Annotated in this window: 14 protein-coding genes and 1 tRNA gene; 8 read left to right on the top strand and 7 right to left on the bottom strand. The window is 62.6% G+C overall.

Annotated elements, in window-relative coordinates; genetic code table 11:
- Positions 1-447 precede the first annotated feature (447 nt).
- The 4 genes from NKH95_RS23980 (at position 448) to NKH95_RS23965 (ending at position 5,723) form a co-directional block, all read left to right on the top strand.
- The gene (locus tag NKH95_RS23980; protein ID WP_352893395.1) at positions 448-2,229 is read left to right on the top strand and encodes a glucan ABC transporter ATP-binding protein/ permease; all 1,782 of its coding nucleotides are present in this window, start codon (positions 448-450) and stop codon (positions 2,227-2,229) included.
- Positions 2,230-2,410: 181 nt separating this feature from the next.
- On the top strand, positions 2,411-3,184 hold the full coding sequence (locus NKH95_RS23975; protein WP_352798848.1) for a heme ABC transporter permease: 774 nt from the start codon (positions 2,411-2,413) through the stop codon (positions 3,182-3,184).
- Between the two features lie 120 nt (positions 3,185-3,304).
- Positions 3,305-4,054, top strand: coding sequence for an outer membrane protein (locus tag NKH95_RS23970; protein WP_352798849.1), 750 nt, complete (start codon positions 3,305-3,307; stop codon positions 4,052-4,054).
- A 37-nt stretch (positions 4,055-4,091) separates the two neighbouring features.
- On the top strand, positions 4,092-5,723 hold the full coding sequence (locus NKH95_RS23965; RefSeq protein WP_352893393.1) for a tetratricopeptide repeat-containing sulfotransferase family protein: 1,632 nt from the start codon (positions 4,092-4,094) through the stop codon (positions 5,721-5,723).
- 33 nt (positions 5,724-5,756) lie between these two features.
- Here NKH95_RS23965 and NKH95_RS23960 read toward each other — a convergent pair whose 3' ends face one another.
- Positions 5,757-6,815 carry a D-TA family PLP-dependent enzyme gene (locus NKH95_RS23960; RefSeq protein ID WP_352893418.1) on the bottom strand — a complete coding sequence of 353 codons (1,059 nt, stop codon included), beginning with the start codon at positions 6,813-6,815 and terminating at the stop codon, positions 5,757-5,759.
- 190 nt (positions 6,816-7,005) lie between these two features.
- Between NKH95_RS23960 and NKH95_RS23955 the strand changes: the two genes are divergently transcribed.
- A complete protein-coding gene (locus tag NKH95_RS23955; protein WP_013532294.1) occupies positions 7,006-7,692 on the top strand; it encodes a D-lyxose/D-mannose family sugar isomerase in 687 nt (228 codons plus the stop codon).
- Between the two features lie 69 nt (positions 7,693-7,761).
- On the opposite strand, the gene NKH95_RS23950 is transcribed toward NKH95_RS23955, so the two are convergent.
- Entirely contained in the window at positions 7,762-8,766 is a 1,005-nt protein-coding gene (locus tag NKH95_RS23950; protein ID WP_023810182.1) for a L,D-transpeptidase family protein, read from the bottom strand.
- 269 nt (positions 8,767-9,035) lie between these two features.
- Between NKH95_RS23950 and NKH95_RS23945 the strand changes: the two genes are divergently transcribed.
- Positions 9,036-9,257, top strand: coding sequence for a hypothetical protein (locus NKH95_RS23945; RefSeq protein WP_023810183.1), 222 nt, complete (start codon positions 9,036-9,038; stop codon positions 9,255-9,257).
- Positions 9,258-9,356: 99 nt separating this feature from the next.
- Here the strand turns inward: NKH95_RS23945 and NKH95_RS23940 are convergent, their stop codons facing one another.
- From NKH95_RS23940 to NKH95_RS23925, 4 genes are all read right to left on the bottom strand, one after another.
- A complete protein-coding gene (locus tag NKH95_RS23940; protein ID WP_023810184.1) occupies positions 9,357-11,036 on the bottom strand; it encodes a hypothetical protein in 1,680 nt (559 codons plus the stop codon).
- A 70-nt stretch (positions 11,037-11,106) separates the two neighbouring features.
- On the bottom strand, positions 11,107-11,709 hold the full coding sequence (locus NKH95_RS23935) for a hypothetical protein (protein ID WP_352893417.1): 603 nt from the start codon (positions 11,707-11,709) through the stop codon (positions 11,107-11,109).
- 214 nt (positions 11,710-11,923) lie between these two features.
- A tRNA-Gln gene (locus tag NKH95_RS23930) sits at positions 11,924-11,997 on the bottom strand.
- Positions 11,998-12,173: 176 nt separating this feature from the next.
- Complete coding sequence (locus NKH95_RS23925; RefSeq protein WP_023810186.1) at positions 12,174-13,106, bottom strand: lysylphosphatidylglycerol synthase domain-containing protein; 933 nt, start codon at positions 13,104-13,106, stop codon at positions 12,174-12,176.
- Positions 13,107-13,498: 392 nt separating this feature from the next.
- On the opposite strand from NKH95_RS23925, the gene NKH95_RS23920 reads away from it, so the two are divergent.
- On the top strand, positions 13,499-14,857 hold the full coding sequence (locus tag NKH95_RS23920) for a Ppx/GppA phosphatase family protein (RefSeq protein ID WP_352442520.1): 1,359 nt from the start codon (positions 13,499-13,501) through the stop codon (positions 14,855-14,857).
- A 22-nt stretch (positions 14,858-14,879) separates the two neighbouring features.
- Positions 14,880-15,677: an RlmE family RNA methyltransferase gene (locus NKH95_RS23915; RefSeq protein ID WP_352442521.1), complete on the top strand. Its 798-nt coding sequence runs from the start codon at positions 14,880-14,882 to the stop codon at positions 15,675-15,677.
- Between the two features lie 11 nt (positions 15,678-15,688).
- On the opposite strand, the gene NKH95_RS23910 is transcribed toward NKH95_RS23915, so the two are convergent.
- Positions 15,689-17,110 (bottom strand): MFS transporter, encoded by a 1,422-nt coding sequence (locus tag NKH95_RS23910; protein WP_352893388.1) that lies wholly within the window; start codon positions 17,108-17,110, stop codon positions 15,689-15,691.
- Between the last annotated feature and the right edge of the window lie 176 nt (positions 17,111-17,286).

The following is a 17,286-nucleotide window of genomic DNA, read 5'->3' as shown; positions in this document are numbered from 1 at the left end:
GGCGGGATGAGAGGCCGTCCCGCCTGGCGTTGCCGCCTGCCGATTGAAGGACATGCCACCGAGGAGTGCATGAAATCAAAGGCTTGAGGCATCCGACAGGGGCGCCACGAGCAGTGAGAGTTTGGCCTTCCTTCACCTGGAAGGGCGCCCTGCAGCTTTGTTTCGCTCTATACTTCGCAAAAGGCGATTTCGGCCTTAGTCATCCGCCCGACATTGTTGCTGATTAAAATTGTGGCAGCACGTGCCAACTGCCATGATTTCGCCGCATGCCTGACATTTTACCTGTCTTCTCAAACCGTTAGGTGATCACGGCAGATTTCGGAACGTCGCCATCTTTTGTTCGCTCTAAGGGAACTGAAGGGGTACACGGCCATTGTTTTGCGACGTATCAACCGGTACGAATAAAATGATGCAGTGCACAATAAACAGCGTGGCGGAGTAACTGGGGTGACCCTTCTGCAAATCTACTGGCGAGCTCTCGGTTATCTGGCCGCGGACAGGAAACGCGTTGCGTTGATCTGTTCGGCCAACGTGGCTCTCGCCATCGTAGCGCTTCTCGAGCCAATTATGTTCGGTCGCGTCATCGGCGCCATCTCCGAGCGTGGCTCTGTCTTCACCACGCTGGTCATGTGGGCCGGTCTCGGCGCCTTCAACATCGTTGCTTTCGTCATGGTGGCGCGCGGCGCTGACCGCTTCGCCCATGCTCGGCGCAGCGAAGTGCTGTGCCAGTCCTTCGAGCGTGTGATCACCATGCCGCTCGCCTGGCACCATCAGCACGGCACCTCCAATGCGCTGCACACGATGCTGCGCGCCGTCGAAACCCTGTTCAGCCTTTGGCTCGAATTCATGCGCCAGCATCTGTCCACGGCTGTCGCCCTCGTGCTGCTGGTTCCGACCGCGATCAGCATGGACCTGCGCATGTCGCTGGTGCTGCTTGGCCTCGGGCTGCTTTATGTCGGCATCGGCCGGATGGTCATGCGCCGCACCAAGGCGGGCCAGGCTGCGGTCGAGCGTCACTACCACAAGGTGTTCGCGCATGTGACCGACTCGGTCAGCAACGTTGCGGTGCTGCAGAGCTACAATCGCCTCGGCCACGAGGCCGATACGCTGCGCCGCTACATCAAGAACCTGCTCGACGCGCAGAACCCCGTGCTCGACTGGTGGGCGCTGGCCAATGCCTTGCACCGTCTGTCATCGGCAATCTCGATGCTGATCGTGTTGTCGATCGGCTCCTATCTTGTGACTCGTGGTCAGTTGGGTGTCGGCGACGTCATTGCCTTCACCGGTTTTGCCACGATGTTGATCGCTCGCCTCGACCAGATGTCGGCTTTCGCCAACCAGATTTCCGAGGCCCGTGCCAAGCTCGAGGATTTCTACCATCTCGAGGACTCCGCGGCTGATGCCGCCGAGCCGGACGGCCTACGCGATCTTGCCAACGTTACCGGCCATGTCCGCTTCGAGAATGTCGGCTTCGAATTTGCCAATTCCGGCCAAGGCATCGACGACGTGTCCTTCGAGGTGCAGGCGGGCCAGACCGTCGCCATTGTGGGCCCGACGGGCGCCGGCAAGACCACGCTCATCAACCTGCTGCAGCGTGTCTTCTCGCCGTCCCATGGCCGTATCCTGATCGACGGCATCGACACCCGTACCGTGACCCGCAAGTCGGTGCGCCATTCGATCGCCACCGTGTTCCAGGATGCCGGGCTGCTCAACCGCTCGATCGAGGACAACATCCGTGTTGGCCGCGCCGATGCAAGCAATGACGAGATTCATGCCGCCGCCAATGCGGCTGCCGCACAGGACTTCATCCTGTCCAAGAGCAATGGCTACGACACGGTGGTTGGCGAACGTGGCGGCCAGCTGTCGGGCGGCGAACGTCAGCGCATCGCCATTGCCCGCGCCGTGTTGAAGGACGCACCGATCCTGGTGCTCGACGAGGCGACCAGCGCGCTGGACGTCGAGACCGAGGACCGCGTCAAGGAAGCGATCGACGAGTTGCGCCGCGACCGCACGACCTTCATCATCGCCCACCGCCTGACCACCGTTCGCGACGCCGATCTGGTCGTGTTCATGGACAAGGGCAGGGTGGTCGAGATGGGCGGCTTCACCGAGCTGTCGCTGCGCAATGGCCGCTTTGCCAGCCTGCTGCGCGCCGGCGGCCTGCTCAACGACGAGGAGGTTCGCCGCCTCAGCCGCACCGTGCTGCAACAGCAGGAAGCGGCCGCCTGAGCTTCTTTCTTCTACCTCCCCTTGTGGGAGGTCGGACCGCAGGTCCGGGTGGGTACGGGCGCCATTGCCGCTCCCCCACCCCGCTGTTCGCAGCGACCCTCCCCACAAGGGGGAGGGTAAGAAGACCTGCGACACCACCGCTCGATTGCCCCGAACGCCGCGGCGGTTTATGTAGAAACGCATGAGCGACACGACTTCACGCCTGACCGGCTGGATGGATCTCGCCAACCCGACGCGCTTCGTCGGGCTGGCGGACAAGGTCGTGCCATGGCTGGCCACGATCGCCACACTCATCCTCGCCGTCGGGCTCTATATGAGCTTCGCCGCGCCTGAGGATTTCCAGCAGGGCATAACCGTCCGCATCATGTACATCCACGTGCCTTTCGCCTGGCTGGCCATGATGTGCTACACGCTGATGGCGGTCTCGGCGCTGGGCACGCTTGTCTGGCGGCACCCGCTGGCAGATGTCGCGCTGAAATCCGCAGCCCCCATCGGCGCCGTCTTCACCGCGCTGGCGCTGATCACCGGTTCGATCTGGGGCAAGCCGATGTGGGGCACCTGGTGGGTCTGGGATGCCCGGCTGACCTCGGTCTTCGTGCTGTTCCTGATGTATCTCGGCATCATCGCGCTGACCCGCGCGCTCGACGATGCCAGCCGCGCCGCCTGGGCCGCCGCCATCATCACGCTGGTCGGCTTCATCAACATCCCGATCATCAAGTTCTCGGTCGACTGGTGGAACACGCTGCATCAGCCGGCCTCGGTGTTCCGCATGGGCGGTTCGACCATCGACTCCAGCCTGCTATGGCCGCTTCTGGTGATGGCGCTCGGCTTTACCGTGCTGTTCTTCGCGCTGCACCTGATGGCGATGCGCACCGAAATCCGCCGCCGCAGGGTGATTGTCATGCGCAGGGTTGCGGCACGGCAGGCCGACAAGCGCGATTTGACGATGCGCTGATCTTGCCTCGGCGCCGAATGATGAGCGCGGCGGTCGTGATATGCCTCTAAGTGTTATTAGCAGTTTCTGCTATGTTGCTGAATTGCAACAGGGGTTTCCAAAGGGCCGGACTTTGGCCTGTTGTCCTTGACGTTGTCCTCCCCTCAAGCCAAGGTTTCTTGGGTTTACGTGTTGCGAGGGGATTCTGTCGTGAAATTACGTCTTTTGGCCGGTGCGTCGGTGATTGCCTTGGGTCTCGGCTGGAGTTCCGCACACGCGGCCGATGCGGTCGTCGATGTTCCGAGGGCCGAGGACCTCTGGTATGTCACGCTGTTTGGCGGTGCCAGCTTTCCCAATCATGTGAAAACGGATTTCTACGGCTACGGTTATTCGGTTGATCTTAAGACCGGGTTCGTGATCGGCGGCGCTGTCGGTCGGCGGATCAATGATACGTTCCGTGTCGAAGGCGAACTGTCCTATGCGCGCTACAAGGCAAGTGGGTATAGCTACAGCGGCCCCTTTGACGCGGATTCCGGTCCCGCTTCCGGCAATTTGTCGGCCACTTATCTTCTCGCCAATGTCTGGGCCGATGTCGCGCATTTCGGCGATGCCAAGCTCTATGTCGGCGGCGGCATCGGCGCCGCCTACGTTACCGCAGACACGACTTTCAACGGTAACGACTATGGCTATGGGTCTGGCGGCTGGGGCTTCGCTGGCCAGGTGGGCGCCGGTGTTACTTACGCCGTAACGCAGAATGTCGACCTCGACTTCGGCTACCGGTTCAAGGCCGTGACAAGCGTGGATCTAGAAGATAATGATGGCGGCGGCATATACGAGAATGCCAAGCTGTATTCCCACAATCTCCAGCTGGGCGTTACGCTGAAGTTCTGATTGGTTCGTCGTAAGCGGCGAGAACGAGAGGGGACGGATGCCGCTCTTGCCGCGCCGGCAACCCTTCGGCCTTCCGGCAACAGGTCACGACTTGCTCCCGATCGCCGGCGAGCCGGCGGAACGGACATTGCAGCGCGGCATCGACTTGCAGCGGCGCAAGCGTTTTCGCGAGGCCGAGTTCTGCTACCAGACGGTGCTTCGCACGCAGCCCAAAAATGCCATGGCGCTGAATTTGATGGGCACTCTGGCCATCGAGGCCGAGCATCATGACGCCGCCATTGCCTATATGGAAAGGGCGGTCAAGCTCGAGCCGGACAATGCCATCTTCCGCAACAACCTCGGCAACGCCTACAATGTCACCGGCGACATCGAGCGCGCCCGCAAACATCTAAAGAAGGCGATCGCGCTTGACGGCCGGCTCATCGAAGCCCTGTGCAATCTCGGCCGGTCTTACCGTAGTCAGCTCGAGGGCGACGTCGCCGAAGGTTTCTATCGCCGGGCGCTGGCGGTCGACAGCCAATCGCTGACGGCCCTTGTTGGCATGGGCGATCTGCTTACCGATATCGGCCGGCAGGCCGAGGCGGTCGAATGTTTTGGCCGCGCGCTGGCCATCGACCCGAGCCATGTCGAGGCGCTGGCCGGAATGGCGCTGGCGCGCAAGGCGGTCAAGGACGATCCCGCGCTGCCTCTAATACGGGCTCGCCTGGAATTGCCCATGACAACCGATCGCGAGCGGGTGGTGCTGCACCATGCCGCTGGCAAGATGCTCAACGATCAGCGCGAGTATCGCCTGGCAATCCGCCATTTCGCGCAGGCCAAGGCAATTTCCGGCAATGACTTCGACATTGACCGGCACACCCAGCTTTACGACAGCTTCATCGACACTTTCGATGCCGACTTCTTCGCGGCGCGGCCGAAATTAGGAAATCCGTCGAGACGCCCGGTCTTCATCGTCGGTATGCCACGGTCGGGAACGACGCTGACCGAGCAGATATGCGCCAGTCATCGTGATATCCATGGCGCCGGCGAACTGTCGACCATTCGCTCGTTGGCCGGTGAACTCGGGTTCGACAAACTCGATCCGGCTGTCTTCACCAAGGCCATTGCGGCGCTCACTCCGGCCAAGGCGAAAGAGCTTGGCTCGAAATATCTTGACGATCTCAACAAGCGCAACAGCAAGGCGCGGCTGGTCGTCGACAAGATGCCGCATAATTTCGAAATGCTGGCCTTCATCAGCCTCATCTTGCCAAATGCCCGCATCATCCATTGCCGGCGCGACCCGATGGATAATTGCGCGTCCTGTTTCATGCATAATTTCTCCGAGGCGCACGGCTACAATGCCGATCTGACCAAGCTGGGGCAGTATTACCGGCAATATGACCGCTTGATGCGCCATTGGGCCAAGGTCGTCCCGCTTGATATCCACGAGATGCCCTACGAGGAAACGGTGGCCGATTTCGAAAACCGCGCGCGGGGATTGATCGGGTTCCTCGGGGTCGATTGGGACGATGCCTGCCTCCGTTTCCACGAAACCGAGCGCACGGTGCGGACGCCGAGCCGCTGGCAGGTGCGCCAGCCGATCTATTCGTCCTCGGTCGAGCGCTGGAAACTGTACGGCGACGCCCTCGATCCATTGAAAGCCGCGCTGGGTCCAGTTCTTCAACGCTGAGTGCATCTGGCGTTCAGTTCGGGCGCGTCGGTCTCACCCCATCCTTCCGCGCGCCGCCACCGGGAGCGTTTCCAGCACCTTGTCGCCGTCGACCAGATTGACCTCGTTGAACAGGTTTGTGACGACGCAGCAATGGTCGGGCACGACGCGCACGCGCTCGCCGATGCGCAGCCTGCCGTCGCCCGCAAGCGTGACGGTGCCGTGCTCCTCGCTCAGGCCCGTCACCCGCGCTCCCGACACGCCGAGCAACTCGCCAAAATCGGCGAGACCCAGCGTATCGCTGGACAGCGCCTTGCTCCCGGCATCGAGGATAGCGCGCGTCGCTGTGGGATGGCTGACCACCGTCGACAGCACCGTCAGCGCGCAGTCGTCGAGGCCGCCGACGCCTTTGGCGACCTGATAGCGGTCGAGATAGATGTAGGTGCCTGGACGATACTCCGTGACAACAGATGTATCGCTGGAGCGCCACATATCCGGCGTGCCGCCGCTGGAGATGCGTTCGCAGGCGAGGCCCGACGCGGCAAGTGCCTGCTTGGCCTCGGTGAGCCAGGCTTCGGCCTCCGCTGCCCGCCCGGCGGCCGGGTAGGTCATCAGTCCGCCGAAGGCGAGGCCGCCGGCTCTGTCGATCTGTCTTGCCAGCGCGACCGCTTCATCAGCCGACTGCACGCCGCAGCGGCCCATGCCGGTGTCGCATTCGACCAGCACCTGCAAGCGATGACCGGCATCGGTGAAGGTGGTTGCCAGCCCTTCGAGCGTCTCCATGCTGTCCGCTGTCACCGACAGGGTGACGCGCCCGTGCAGCCCCAGAAGCCGCTCCAGCTTGGCGCGCCCAAGGATGTTGTAGGGAAGAAAAATATCGGTCAGCCCGGCATCCGCCATCACCTCGGCCTCGCCAATCTTCTGGCAGGTGATGCCGACGGCGCCGGCCGCCACCTGCTTCTTCGCCCAGTAGGGCAATTTGTGCGTCTTGATATGCGGCCTGAGCTTCAGCCCGTTCTTGTCGGCATGCGCCTGGGCGCGGGCAATGTTGGCTTCCGCGCGCGTGGTGTCGATCAGGATGGATGGCGTATCGAGATCGTGAACGGTCGGCATCATCTTTCACCCCATGAGGAATCCGCGGGTTTTATGGCCCTGAAAATCCGTGATGTCACGCGGCCAGCGAAGCGGATTTGTGGTCCATGCGCCTAAGCGCAACGCCGGACAGGCGGCGAGATGGATCGACACCGCATCGACGTTCGGCTATGCGATTTGCCAGACAAATCGATACGAAGGGATCATGATCATGAAGCGCTCCGCCATCAACGACATCATCCGCGAAGCCGACGCTTTCATCCGCTCGTTCGGCTACATCATGCCGCCCTTCGCCTATTGGTCGCCGCAGGAGGCGAAGGCGCGTCAGGTCGACTCGTCGGCCGTATTCACCTCGCGGCTTGGCTGGGACATCACCGATTACGGGCAAGAGAAATTCAGGGAACTCGGCCTGTTCCTGTTCACCGTTCGCAACGGCCGCTACGAGGACATGAAGAAGGGCATGGGCATGCTCTATGCCGAAAAGATCATGATCTCGCGCAAGGACCAGCTGTCGCCGATGCACCGCCACAACATCAAGGCCGAGGACATCATCAACCGTGGCGGCGGCAAGCTGGTGCTGGAACTGTTCATGCATGACCGCGACGGCGGCATCGATCCCAAGGCCGAGGTCTCGGTGCCGGTCGACGGAACCATCCACAGGCTGCCTGCGGGTGGGCTCCTGAAGCTCGACCCGGGCCAGAGCGTCACGCTGCTGCCCGGCGTCTGGCATGCCTTCTGGGCCGAGGGCAAGGACGTGCTGATCGGCGAGGTCTCGACCGTCAATGACGATCTCACCGACAATGTGTTTCGCGAACCGATCGGCCGTTTTTCCAACATCGACGAAGACGTTGCCCCGATCCACCTGCTGGTGTCCGACTATGAGAAGTGGCTGGGGTAGGGGGCGCCGCCCCATGCCTTCGGTGACGCCAGCCCCACGATCGAAAGCGGGTTAGCCGGTAGCGCCTACCTACTGCGATCCTTGTTCGACCGATCCTGCCGCTTCGTCCTTGAAGACGACCTTTGTGCCTTTTTGCACTTCGGAGGCGAGGTCTTCGGCATCCCAGTTGGTCAGCCTGATGCAACCATGCGAGAAGGTCTTTCCGATCTTGCCTGGGTCCGGCGCCCCGTGAATGCCATAACTATCGATGGACAAATCGATCCAGACCGATCCCACCGGATTGTTTGGTCCGGCAGCGATCGTGAAGGGGCGCTTGGTCTTCACCCCCTTGAAGGCAAACTCTGGATCGTAGTGATAGGTTGGGTGGCGCACCACGCGTTTGACCTCTGCCTCGCCACTCGGCGCGGGCTTCTCCTGGCTCCCGATCGAGGCGGGGTACGTCGCAAGCACTTTGCCGGAAGGGTCGAGCACGCGAACCTGGCGAGCGCTCTTGTCGACCTCGACGTTCCCAATGTCTTGCGGCGGATCACCTCGGGCGACAGCTGGCACCAGCAGCTTTTGCCCCGCCTTTCTGAAGCCGATGCCGGGATTGAGCCGTTCAAGCAGCTGCTCGCTGATGTGGAAGCGCTCCGCCATCTTTTCCAAGGCATTGTGATAGGCGAGCCGGGGCAGGCGGGCCATCCTCTCCATGCGCGCCGGAATTCGCCTGGTGAACGGTCCACGCACATCCTTGCGCGTCAACTCGTAGGTCTCAAGCGCGGGGCGCGAGGATGTCGCGACCAGCTTGTCCCATGTCTCGCGGGTAAGCTTGCCGTCGGCAGGCAATCCGTTGGCCGCTTGAAACGCACTGACTGCCCGGGTGAAGTTCTCTGCTTGGCGGCCGTCGATCAGGCCTGGCGAGAAGCGTGCACGATCCAGGAGGATTTGCGCCTTCAGCACGGTCACACTGACGCCTTTCGCTTCGCTGCCGTCAAATTGGGCGTTGTTGACGGTGGCCGCGTCCAGTTTTGCCGCCGCCGTTGCATCGCATGCCATGACGAGCATGGCGGCCGCGGCAAGAACGAGCCTGATCATGGAGGTCACACTCCTGTATGAGCACCTGCTTCTATGACGTCGCACGGCCGATCTGGTTCCATTTCCCTGCATCTGAGTCCGGCTGCCGAGTGCCGATGCGCCGCAGCGAACCCGGACCAGGAGCACCCGGCGGTGGCGCGGGTGCATTGTTGATAAGGGTCCGCCATCATCAAGATGGATGGCGACTCTCGTCAGCGCCTGTGTTGGCAATGGGCCAAGGTCCCATTGAGCGCCTGTTTTCATAGGCTCAGTGACCGAGGAGAGCCAGGATGACATTTCCTGCCCAGAAGGACAGAAGACCGGCTCAACCAGCCGAGGATGAGCGCCAGGCACGGCTGGAGAAAACAGCCAGGCTCAAGCAGCTTCGGTCCTATGCTTCCTGGCTTTCGTCTGACCCAAACGCCCAGCTTCACGATGAGATAGACTGCTCCGTGCTGATCGACGAAGGCGTGGAACGACGCGGCATGGAGCCTTGGCTGATCGGCAGGTGACACGACCGGGCGGCGAGGTTTCCACCGCCAACGACGATCGGCCGACAATTTGTTTGGCGAGCCGATCGGCCGCAACAGTGGCGACAGGCTGACTTCGCGTCAGTGACAGCAGCCTTGCTGCGCGCTCGTCCTGCACAGGCAGGACGAGGTGATCGGCACATCCGCCTTGGCCATCGCCGCGGCAAGGCTTGTCTGCAATATCGGCAATTCATCAGTCTCGCCGCGCCGTTTCAGGCATTCTACCAGCCCGTGCAGTGCCCAGACATTGTTCGGATGTTGGGCGCAGCGCTGCACCGTGCCGCTCAGGCCCAGGTCGTCGCGATAGACCTGTTCTGCTTCTTGCGCGTTGCTCTGGTCGAGAAGCAGCGCCGCCAGCGCATGGCGCGGCGGGTGCATCCAGGCCCACGGTTCGGTGTAGGACAAATTGTCGTCAAGCTCGACCGCCTGCCGCAAATGGCCATAGGCCTCGTCATGCCGGCCCTGGTGGTACGCCAGCTCGCCGTCGAGCAGAGCGACACCGACAGCCAGCGAAGCCTGCGCCGGGTTGCTGAGGAAGCGCCGCTCGGGCGCAATACCTTTCAGATGCCGATGGAACTCTTCGCGCTCGCGCTCGGCCTCAGCAAATTGCCCAAGCGTCGCATGCGCGACGCCCTTGGCGTAGTGCTGCATGGCCGCCGTCAGCACATAGAGGCCGGGCTCCGCGGTTACAGGCTCGTCGATGATCTCCTGCCAGCGGCCGAAGCGCACTTGCACATGCGATTTCATCGCATGGTAGCCTTCCACCGTCTGCGTGAGCTTGGGCCGGCCCTGGATGGCGACCACCTCGCGCGTGACCAGGCTGCGCACTCTGTCGGCGGCCCACAGTGCAGGCCGGTACTGGCCCGACAACATGCAGGTAAACATCATCAGGTGCAGATCGTGGCAGCAGCCCAGCAAATAGTAGGTCGGCTCGTCCGCATAGGCCAGATAGAGGTCGTTGGCGCGCACCGCCTTTTCGCTGGCACGTTTGGCTTTCTCATACTCGCCGCACAGCACATAGATGTGCCCCGGCATGTGGTTCATATGTCCGGCATCGGGGCACATCTCGCCGAGCAGATCCGCCGAGCGCATGCCGCGCTCCGGCATGGTGGACATTTCCAGGAGATGAATGTGCAGGTGGACGATCGCCGGATGTTGTGCCGCGCCGGCTTCATCGGCAAGCCGGATCGACCGCTCGCAGACATCGAGCGCCTCGACGACATCGGAATTCGGAGCCGGCGCGCCGGTCTTGAGGTTCCACAGCCGCCGCACCGTGCGCATCATCAGCGCTTCGACCAGCAGTGCCATCACATCATGGTCGTCGGGAAAGTCGCTGTACACAAGCCGCATCGCGGCGGCATAGGCGTCACCCCACCGTTCGAATTCCTCGGGGCTCACCCGGTGCGGCTTCTGGAAGCGGGCGGCCAACGCCTCGATCAGCCGCTTCTCGATTTCGTTGGCGGCAACCGCATTGGCCCGCGCAAGCTGGACATGCTCGAAGCAGCGCTTGGCCGCGCTGCCGGCCTCGGCCTCGCCATGCTCCTTCCAGGTCAGATTGTAGAAAGGTCCGGCGGCATAGGCGATGCCCCAATGAACCATCGGACAGTCAGGATCCGTCTCCAGCGCCTTCTGAAAACACTTGATGCCTTCCTCATGGTTGAAGCCGTAGCACCAGTTGAGGCCGATATCGAACCAACGCTGGGTTTCTGCCGAGCGAGTGGAGATGGGGCGGCGGTAGGTGCCGAGGTCGAAGCGGTCCATGTCTTCCATTCAAGTTTGGGCTGTTGTTCTAGATATTGCCACCACTGCTAGCTGGTCCTTAAGCGGCGCTTCATTTTTGCCAGCCGGCTAGCTCTGGCAGGTCGTCGAGCCAACTTTTTTCCGTCATCAAGACATCGCCGGGCTGCGGGTCAGTGGCGTTTTGAATGAGCCAGTCCATCCACTTCCGATAGGCAGCCGGGTCCAACTGAGGCGGCAACACCTTGGCCTTGGCCAGCATGCGTTTGCGGAAACTCACCTGCCTGCGGAGTTTGGTCGTCGTGAATTTGATGGCCTTGCCCTGGTATTCGACCGTCCAGCGCTCATCGCCATGGCTGGTCAGCCTGTCGATGGCGAAACCGACGTCCACCGGCCTATCCCGCCACGGAAGCTCGATGGCATTCTTCCTCAGATCGAGTGCCCATCGCCTGTAGTCGGTTCCGGCACGCTGGGGCGGCAGCACCCCAGCCTGTTCGAGTATCTTCCTGCGGAAGGTCGGCTGCTTCTTGAGCTGGCCTGTCGTCAGCTCGACGGGATGCCCACGGAATTCGACATGCCATCGGATCCTCCCATTGCCGAAATACTTCACCAGCCTGTCGATGACGAACTCGTCATCGGAGAGCGTCAAGCAGCCCTCCTTGATGCTTTCGAAAATGTACTGGCTGTCAGTGAGCATGACGCGGCATTGTGCTGGAACCTTCATGAAGCTTAGCGAGTAGCACGCGCCGGCGGCAACGATCTTTTTCGCTCCGGGAATCTCGACCGGCTCAATTGCGGGCAACTGCGGGTAGCGCCCGTAAAAGCCCGGTACTGTGCGTAACTGACATAGCGATGCAGATGAAAACGATGCCAAATTGGCGTGCTAAATCATCGGTTTGCTTGTGGGATTTTGGCTGGGGAACCTGGATTCGAACCAGGACTAACGGAGTCAGAGTCCGTGGGTCTACCGTTAACCTATTCCCCAGCAGGCGCGGTCATGAACCGTGCGGGCCGAGCGGGCAAGCCGCTGTGAGCGCTGCCTTGTAGCCGCCAGCGGAAAATAGTCAAGCCTGCTCTGTGGTTCAATGGCAGGTTTCGTCAGGTGATTTCAGACACCACTCTTCAGATGCCGGCGCGCGGCCCCCAGTCCAATCCCGCGCCTCAAGGCTCCGTCCGGCTGAACTGCGAGCGTTCGAAGAACAGCACCACCCCCAGGCCCAGAATCAGCGGGATGATCAGGTAGAACAGCCGGAACACCAGCAGCGCCGCCAGCACGCCGACCGGATCCATGTCCGACAGGCCGGCGAGAAACACCACCTCGAACACGCCGAGCCCGCCCGGCGCATGCGAGATCTGTGCGATCGAGAAGGAGACGAGGAAGACGCCGAGAATGACGAAATAACCGGGATTGTGGGCTGCTGGCAGGGCAAAGAAGATGATCGCGGCGGCGGCCAGCAGTTCGATCGGGCCGATCAGCAACTGCCGGGCGACGATCGGCAGCGCCGGATAGTGGAGCTGAAAGCTGGCGATCTTCAGCGGGCGCAGATGCAGCCAGCTGCCGAAGACATAGGCGGCGACGAGCAGCAGCATCGCGATACCGGCCGCTTCCGACAGGCCATGATGAGCGATGCCGGAAAACCGGTCGAGTACCTCTGGCTCGAACACCAGAACGAGGCCAGAGGCGAGAATCGTCGATAGCACGAAGGTGATCCAGCAGATCGCCACCAGCACGCCGACATCCTGACCGGTCAGGCCTCTGGTGCCGTAGGCGCGATAGCGGATGACGGCGCCGGAAAACACCGAACCGCCAATGTTGTGCGACAGCGCATAGGTCGTGAAGGAGCACAGCGTGACGAACAGCCACGACACGCGCTTGCCGATATGCAGGAGCGCGATGTGGTCGTAGCCGGCAAGCGAGGCATAGGCGATGACCGAACACAGCGCGGCAAGGACCCAACCCCGGGTCGGAATGGCCGTGATACCGTCCCAGACGTCGTCGAGTGAAACGCCGCGCAGTTCGTGCCAGAGCAGCAGCAGCGAGAAGATCACGGCGGCGATGCCGACAACCGGCCAGAAATAGCGTCTCCAGTTCATTGCCTGCCAATTCATTGCCTGACTGCCATGCGTTGCGGGTCCGCTTCCTTTTCCGTGGCTGGTGGGAGGCCGGCTTGCCGGATTCTTCCGCTCATTTCAGAAATGCCTCATCGAAGCCGGCTATTCAACCGCGAACCCTTGTCGCAGCGGCGGCCGGCAAGATTTGTCCGTCGTGAGCGGCCGAAAGAGATGCCGGCAGGCGTAGCGCCGGCATCTGCGGCGTGCGGGTTCATTACGCGGCCGCACCGGAACGGCGGTTTGCGGCCTGCCGGCAAAATTCGGCACGCGGCTCTTGGTGATCGGGCGCGGCGCTGTTAGTCTGGCGGCAACTTAAAACACTGAAGCGCCTGCTGCGTCCATCATAGGTTCGCGCGGCGCCGGAAGGAACGACAGTGGAAGACCACGACACCGGCGCCGGCGCGCCGGAGGTGGGCGTGTCCAGCGCTTCCCAGGGGTCGGCTGGCCCGGGGAACGCAAGCTGGCAGCAACGCCGCCCGACGGAGCTCCGCTCCGCGGACGGGCAGGCGGGCGACGCACCCCACAAAGGCAAGCCCAAGAAGCGGCGCAAGCGAAGGCGCGGGCGCAAGGTTTTTGCGCGCGACGAAGCACGTCCCACGGAGAATCGATCGCCGGCGCCGGGCAAAACCGGTGTCCCGGCGGCGGAGTCCCACAGACCGGCGGAATCGGTGGCCTCGCCCGCCGCTGTAGTGCCACGGCCGGAACAGAGCGCCCGTCGGCCGCCGGTCCAGGAGCTTCCGGTGTTTGCGGCTCTTGACCTCGGCACCAACAATTGCCGGCTGCTGGTCGCCGTGCCGACGCGGCATGGCCAGTTCCGCGTCATCGACGCTTTTTCTCGCATCGTCCGGCTGGGCGAGGGGCTCACCGCCAATGGCCGGCTCGGCCAGCCGGCGATGGACCGCGCGGTCGAGGCGCTGAAAATCTGCGGCGACAAATTGCGCAACCGCAAAATCAGGAAAGCCCGGCTGATCGCCACCGAGGCCTGCCGCACGGCCGAAAACGGCGTCGAGTTCATCGACCGTGTCGAACGCGAGGCCGGCCTGAAGCTTGAGATCATCGACCGCCAGACCGAGGCGCGGCTGGCGGTGTCCGGCTGCGGCTCGCTGGTCGAGCGGGACACCCAAGGCGTCGTCCTGTTCGATATTGGCGGTGGTTCGTCGGAAATCGCGCTCATCGATCTCGCAGGCCGCCGTTCGCCAAGGCTGGCCAATCATATCGTGTCGTGGACGTCGCTGCCGGTCGGCGTCGTCTCGCTGGCTGAGCGCTTTGGCGGCCGCACGGTGACGCGCGAGATCTTCGCCGCCATGGTCGACGATGTTGCCGGCCGGCTGGCCAGCTTCGACGGTCGCGATCGGCTGAGCCATCTCAAGGCCAGCCCGAATTTCCATCTGCTGGGTACGTCAGGCACGGTGACGACGCTGGCCGGTGTCCACCTTGAACTCGAGCGCTATGATCGCCGCCGTGTCGACGGGCTGTGGATGGACCGCGACAGCGTCGACCGCATGGTCGAAAGACTGGTTGGCTGGGATTTCCAGCAGCGCTGCGCCAACCCTTGCATCGGTGCCGATCGCGCCGATCTGGTGCTGGCCGGCTGTGCTATCCTCGAAGCGATCCGCGCCGTGTGGCCGTCCGAGCGGCTGCGAGTCGCCGATCGTGGCCTGCGCGAAGGTATTTTGAGCGAGCTGATGGCCGATGATGGCGTCTGGCGCAACGATGGGCGTGGCAGAGCGTGAGCCCGAACCGAAGAAATAAGCAATGACCAAGAAACCGGAAAAACCAGGATCAGCCAGCATTCGCGTGCTGAAGACGCGGATCAAGAAGAAGAGCGGGCTGAAGGAATCGTCGCGCCGCTGGCTGCAGCGCCACATCAACGATCCCTATGTCCAGCGCTCCAAGGCTGACGGCTATCGCTCGCGCGCGGCCTACAAGCTGATCGAGATCGACGACAAGCACCATCTGCTGAAACCCGGTATGAAGGTCATCGACCTCGGCGCCGCCCCCGGCGGCTGGTGCCAGGTCGCGGCAGCGCGGACGAAATCGACGGCCGACAAGCCGCATGTCATCGGCATCGATTATCTCGAAATGGACGCCGTGCCCGGCGCCCCGGTGCTGTTGATGGATTTCCTCGATCCGCTGGCGCCGCAAAAGCTGGCCGAGGCGCTGGGTGGGGATCCGGACATCGTGCTGTCCGACATGGCGGCACCGACCACCGGCCACAAGCGGACCGACCATATTCGCACCATGCATCTGTGCGAGGTGGCAGCCGATTTTGCGCTGTCGGTGCTGAAGCCGGGCGGGCATTTCCTCGCCAAGACTTTCCAGGGCGGCGCCGAAAACGAGTTGCTCTCCATGCTCAAGAAGAACTTCCGCTCCGTGCATCACGTCAAGCCGCCGGCGTCGCGGGATGAATCGGTCGAGCTCTATTTGCTGGCCAAGGATTTTAAAGGGCGAGAGGCCGGTCCGCCGCCAGGCGGATCGGAACGTCCAGTGGACGTTCCGAAGGACTCGAGCGCCCGGAGCCATAGCGAAGGGCCGGAGGACGACGAGACGTAAAGCCAGCCGCATCAGTTGCCGGGCGGGCTCACCGTTTCCAGCGTCTTGGGCACGGTCAGCCGGCCATGGCCCGAGATGGCGTTTCCGGCATCGGGCGCCAGCCGCATGAACGACAGGGACGCGGCGGCGGAAATCGCCGCGACGACGAAGAACGCGGTGTGGAAATCCGCCAGTGTGAATGACCTGTCGTTCAGGCTCGTCGATACTTCCAGGATTCCGCCGGCCAGCGCCACGCCGAGCGCGACCGACAACTGCTGGAACACCGCTGTAATCGGCGTCGCCTTGCTGGTGTCTTCAGCCGAAACCTCGGCATAGGCGAGCGCATTGACGCCAGTGAAGAACATCGAGCGGATGAAGCCGCCGACGAGCAGCATGGCCAGCATCAAGAGATAGGGTGTGTCGGGTGTGAACAGGCCGTTGATGGCGATCGAGGCGGCGGCGACCAGCGAACCGACAACCAGAACGCGGCGGAAGCCGGCGACGCGGAAGATCAGCGCGGTGACGAATTTCATGCCGATGGCGCCGATTGCAGAGACGAAGGTGATCATGCCGGACTGGAACGGCGTCAGCCCAAAGCCGATCTGGAACATCAGCGGCAGCAGGAACGGCACAGCACCAATGCCGATGCGGAACAGCCCGCCGCCAAGCACCGAGGAGCGGAACACCTGGTTGTGGAACAATTCGAGCGCCAGCAGCGGGTTTTTGGCGTGGCGCGCATGCAGCAGATAGAGCGCGCCCGATACGAGGCCGACCGCTACGGTGAGGACACCGACGATTGGCGGCAGATAGGGCAAGCTGACCACCGACAGGCCGAACACCACGCCGGATGCCGCCAGCCCGCTCAGCACGAAGCCGATGAAATCAAGTGGTGGGGTCTGCGCGGGTTCGGTCTCCGGCAGGAAACGCGTCGCCAGCCAGATGCCGATCAGACCGATCGGCACATTGATCAGGAAAATCCAGTGCCAGGTGAAGTAGGTGGTGATGAAGCCGCCGACCGGCGGGCCCACCAGCGGTCCGACCAGCGCCGGAACGGTCAGCCAGGACATCGCCGCGACGAGTTCGCTTTTCGGTGTCGCGCGCACCAGCACCAGCCGCCCGACCGGCGTCATCATGGCGCCGCCGATGCCTTGCAGGAAGCGCGACACCACGAAAGCCGGCAGTGAACCGGAGAGGGCGCAGGCGATCGACCCGACGATGAAGACCGCGATCGCGGCGCGAAAGATATTCTTGGCGCCGAAACGGTCTGCCATCCAGCCGCTGATCGGAATGAAGATCGCCAGCGATACCAGATAGGCAGTCAGCGCCAGCTTGAGCGCGATCGGGCTGGTGTGGATGTCGACGGCGATCGCCGGCAGCGATGTCGCGATGACGGTCGAATCCATGTTTTCCATGAAAAGGGCGACCGCCAGTATAAGCGGAATGGTGCGGTTCAAGGAACGCGTCCAGACTTGAATGTTGCGTTGCCGGTTGCATGTCGGCCTTGAGGCGGGCGGTTACCATGCCTTCGCCGGCATGTCGCATTAATTTGCTGTCACTTTTGTGCGACCGGCAACCACAGGTCGCATCCCTTCGCCGAAAAGTCACCTTTCCGGGAGCGTGAAATCATCGG

This window comes from Mesorhizobium sp. M0848 (genome assembly GCF_040319805.1).
GTDB lineage: Bacteria > Pseudomonadota > Alphaproteobacteria > Rhizobiales > Rhizobiaceae > Mesorhizobium.
The sequence above is the reverse complement of the archived record's forward strand: the minus strand, read 5'-3'. Positions and strand labels throughout refer to the sequence as shown.

Bases quoted from the DNA above. Each gene is read 5' to 3' on its own strand.
- NKH95_RS23955 (WP_013532294.1), top strand. From the start codon at position 7,006: ATGAAGCGCTCCGCCATCAACGACATCATCCGCGAAGCCGACGCTTTC.
- NKH95_RS23945 (WP_023810183.1), top strand. From the start codon at position 9,036: ATGACATTTCCTGCCCAGAAGGACAGAAGACCGGCTCAACCAGCCGAG.
- NKH95_RS23960 (WP_352893418.1), bottom strand. From the start codon at position 6,815: ATGCCGACCGTTCACGATCTCGATACGCCATCCATCCTGATCGACACC.
- NKH95_RS23965 (WP_352893393.1), top strand. From the start codon at position 4,092: ATGCCGCTCTTGCCGCGCCGGCAACCCTTCGGCCTTCCGGCAACAGGT.
- NKH95_RS23935 (WP_352893417.1), bottom strand. From the start codon at position 11,709: ATGCTCACTGACAGCCAGTACATTTTCGAAAGCATCAAGGAGGGCTGC.
- NKH95_RS23950 (WP_023810182.1), bottom strand. From the start codon at position 8,766: ATGATCAGGCTCGTTCTTGCCGCGGCCGCCATGCTCGTCATGGCATGC.
- NKH95_RS23975 (WP_352798848.1), top strand. From the start codon at position 2,411: ATGAGCGACACGACTTCACGCCTGACCGGCTGGATGGATCTCGCCAAC.
- NKH95_RS23915 (WP_352442521.1), top strand. From the start codon at position 14,880: ATGACCAAGAAACCGGAAAAACCAGGATCAGCCAGCATTCGCGTGCTG.
- NKH95_RS23940 (WP_023810184.1), bottom strand. From the start codon at position 11,036: ATGGACCGCTTCGACCTCGGCACCTACCGCCGCCCCATCTCCACTCGC.
- NKH95_RS23925 (WP_023810186.1), bottom strand. From the start codon at position 13,106: ATGAACTGGAGACGCTATTTCTGGCCGGTTGTCGGCATCGCCGCCGTG.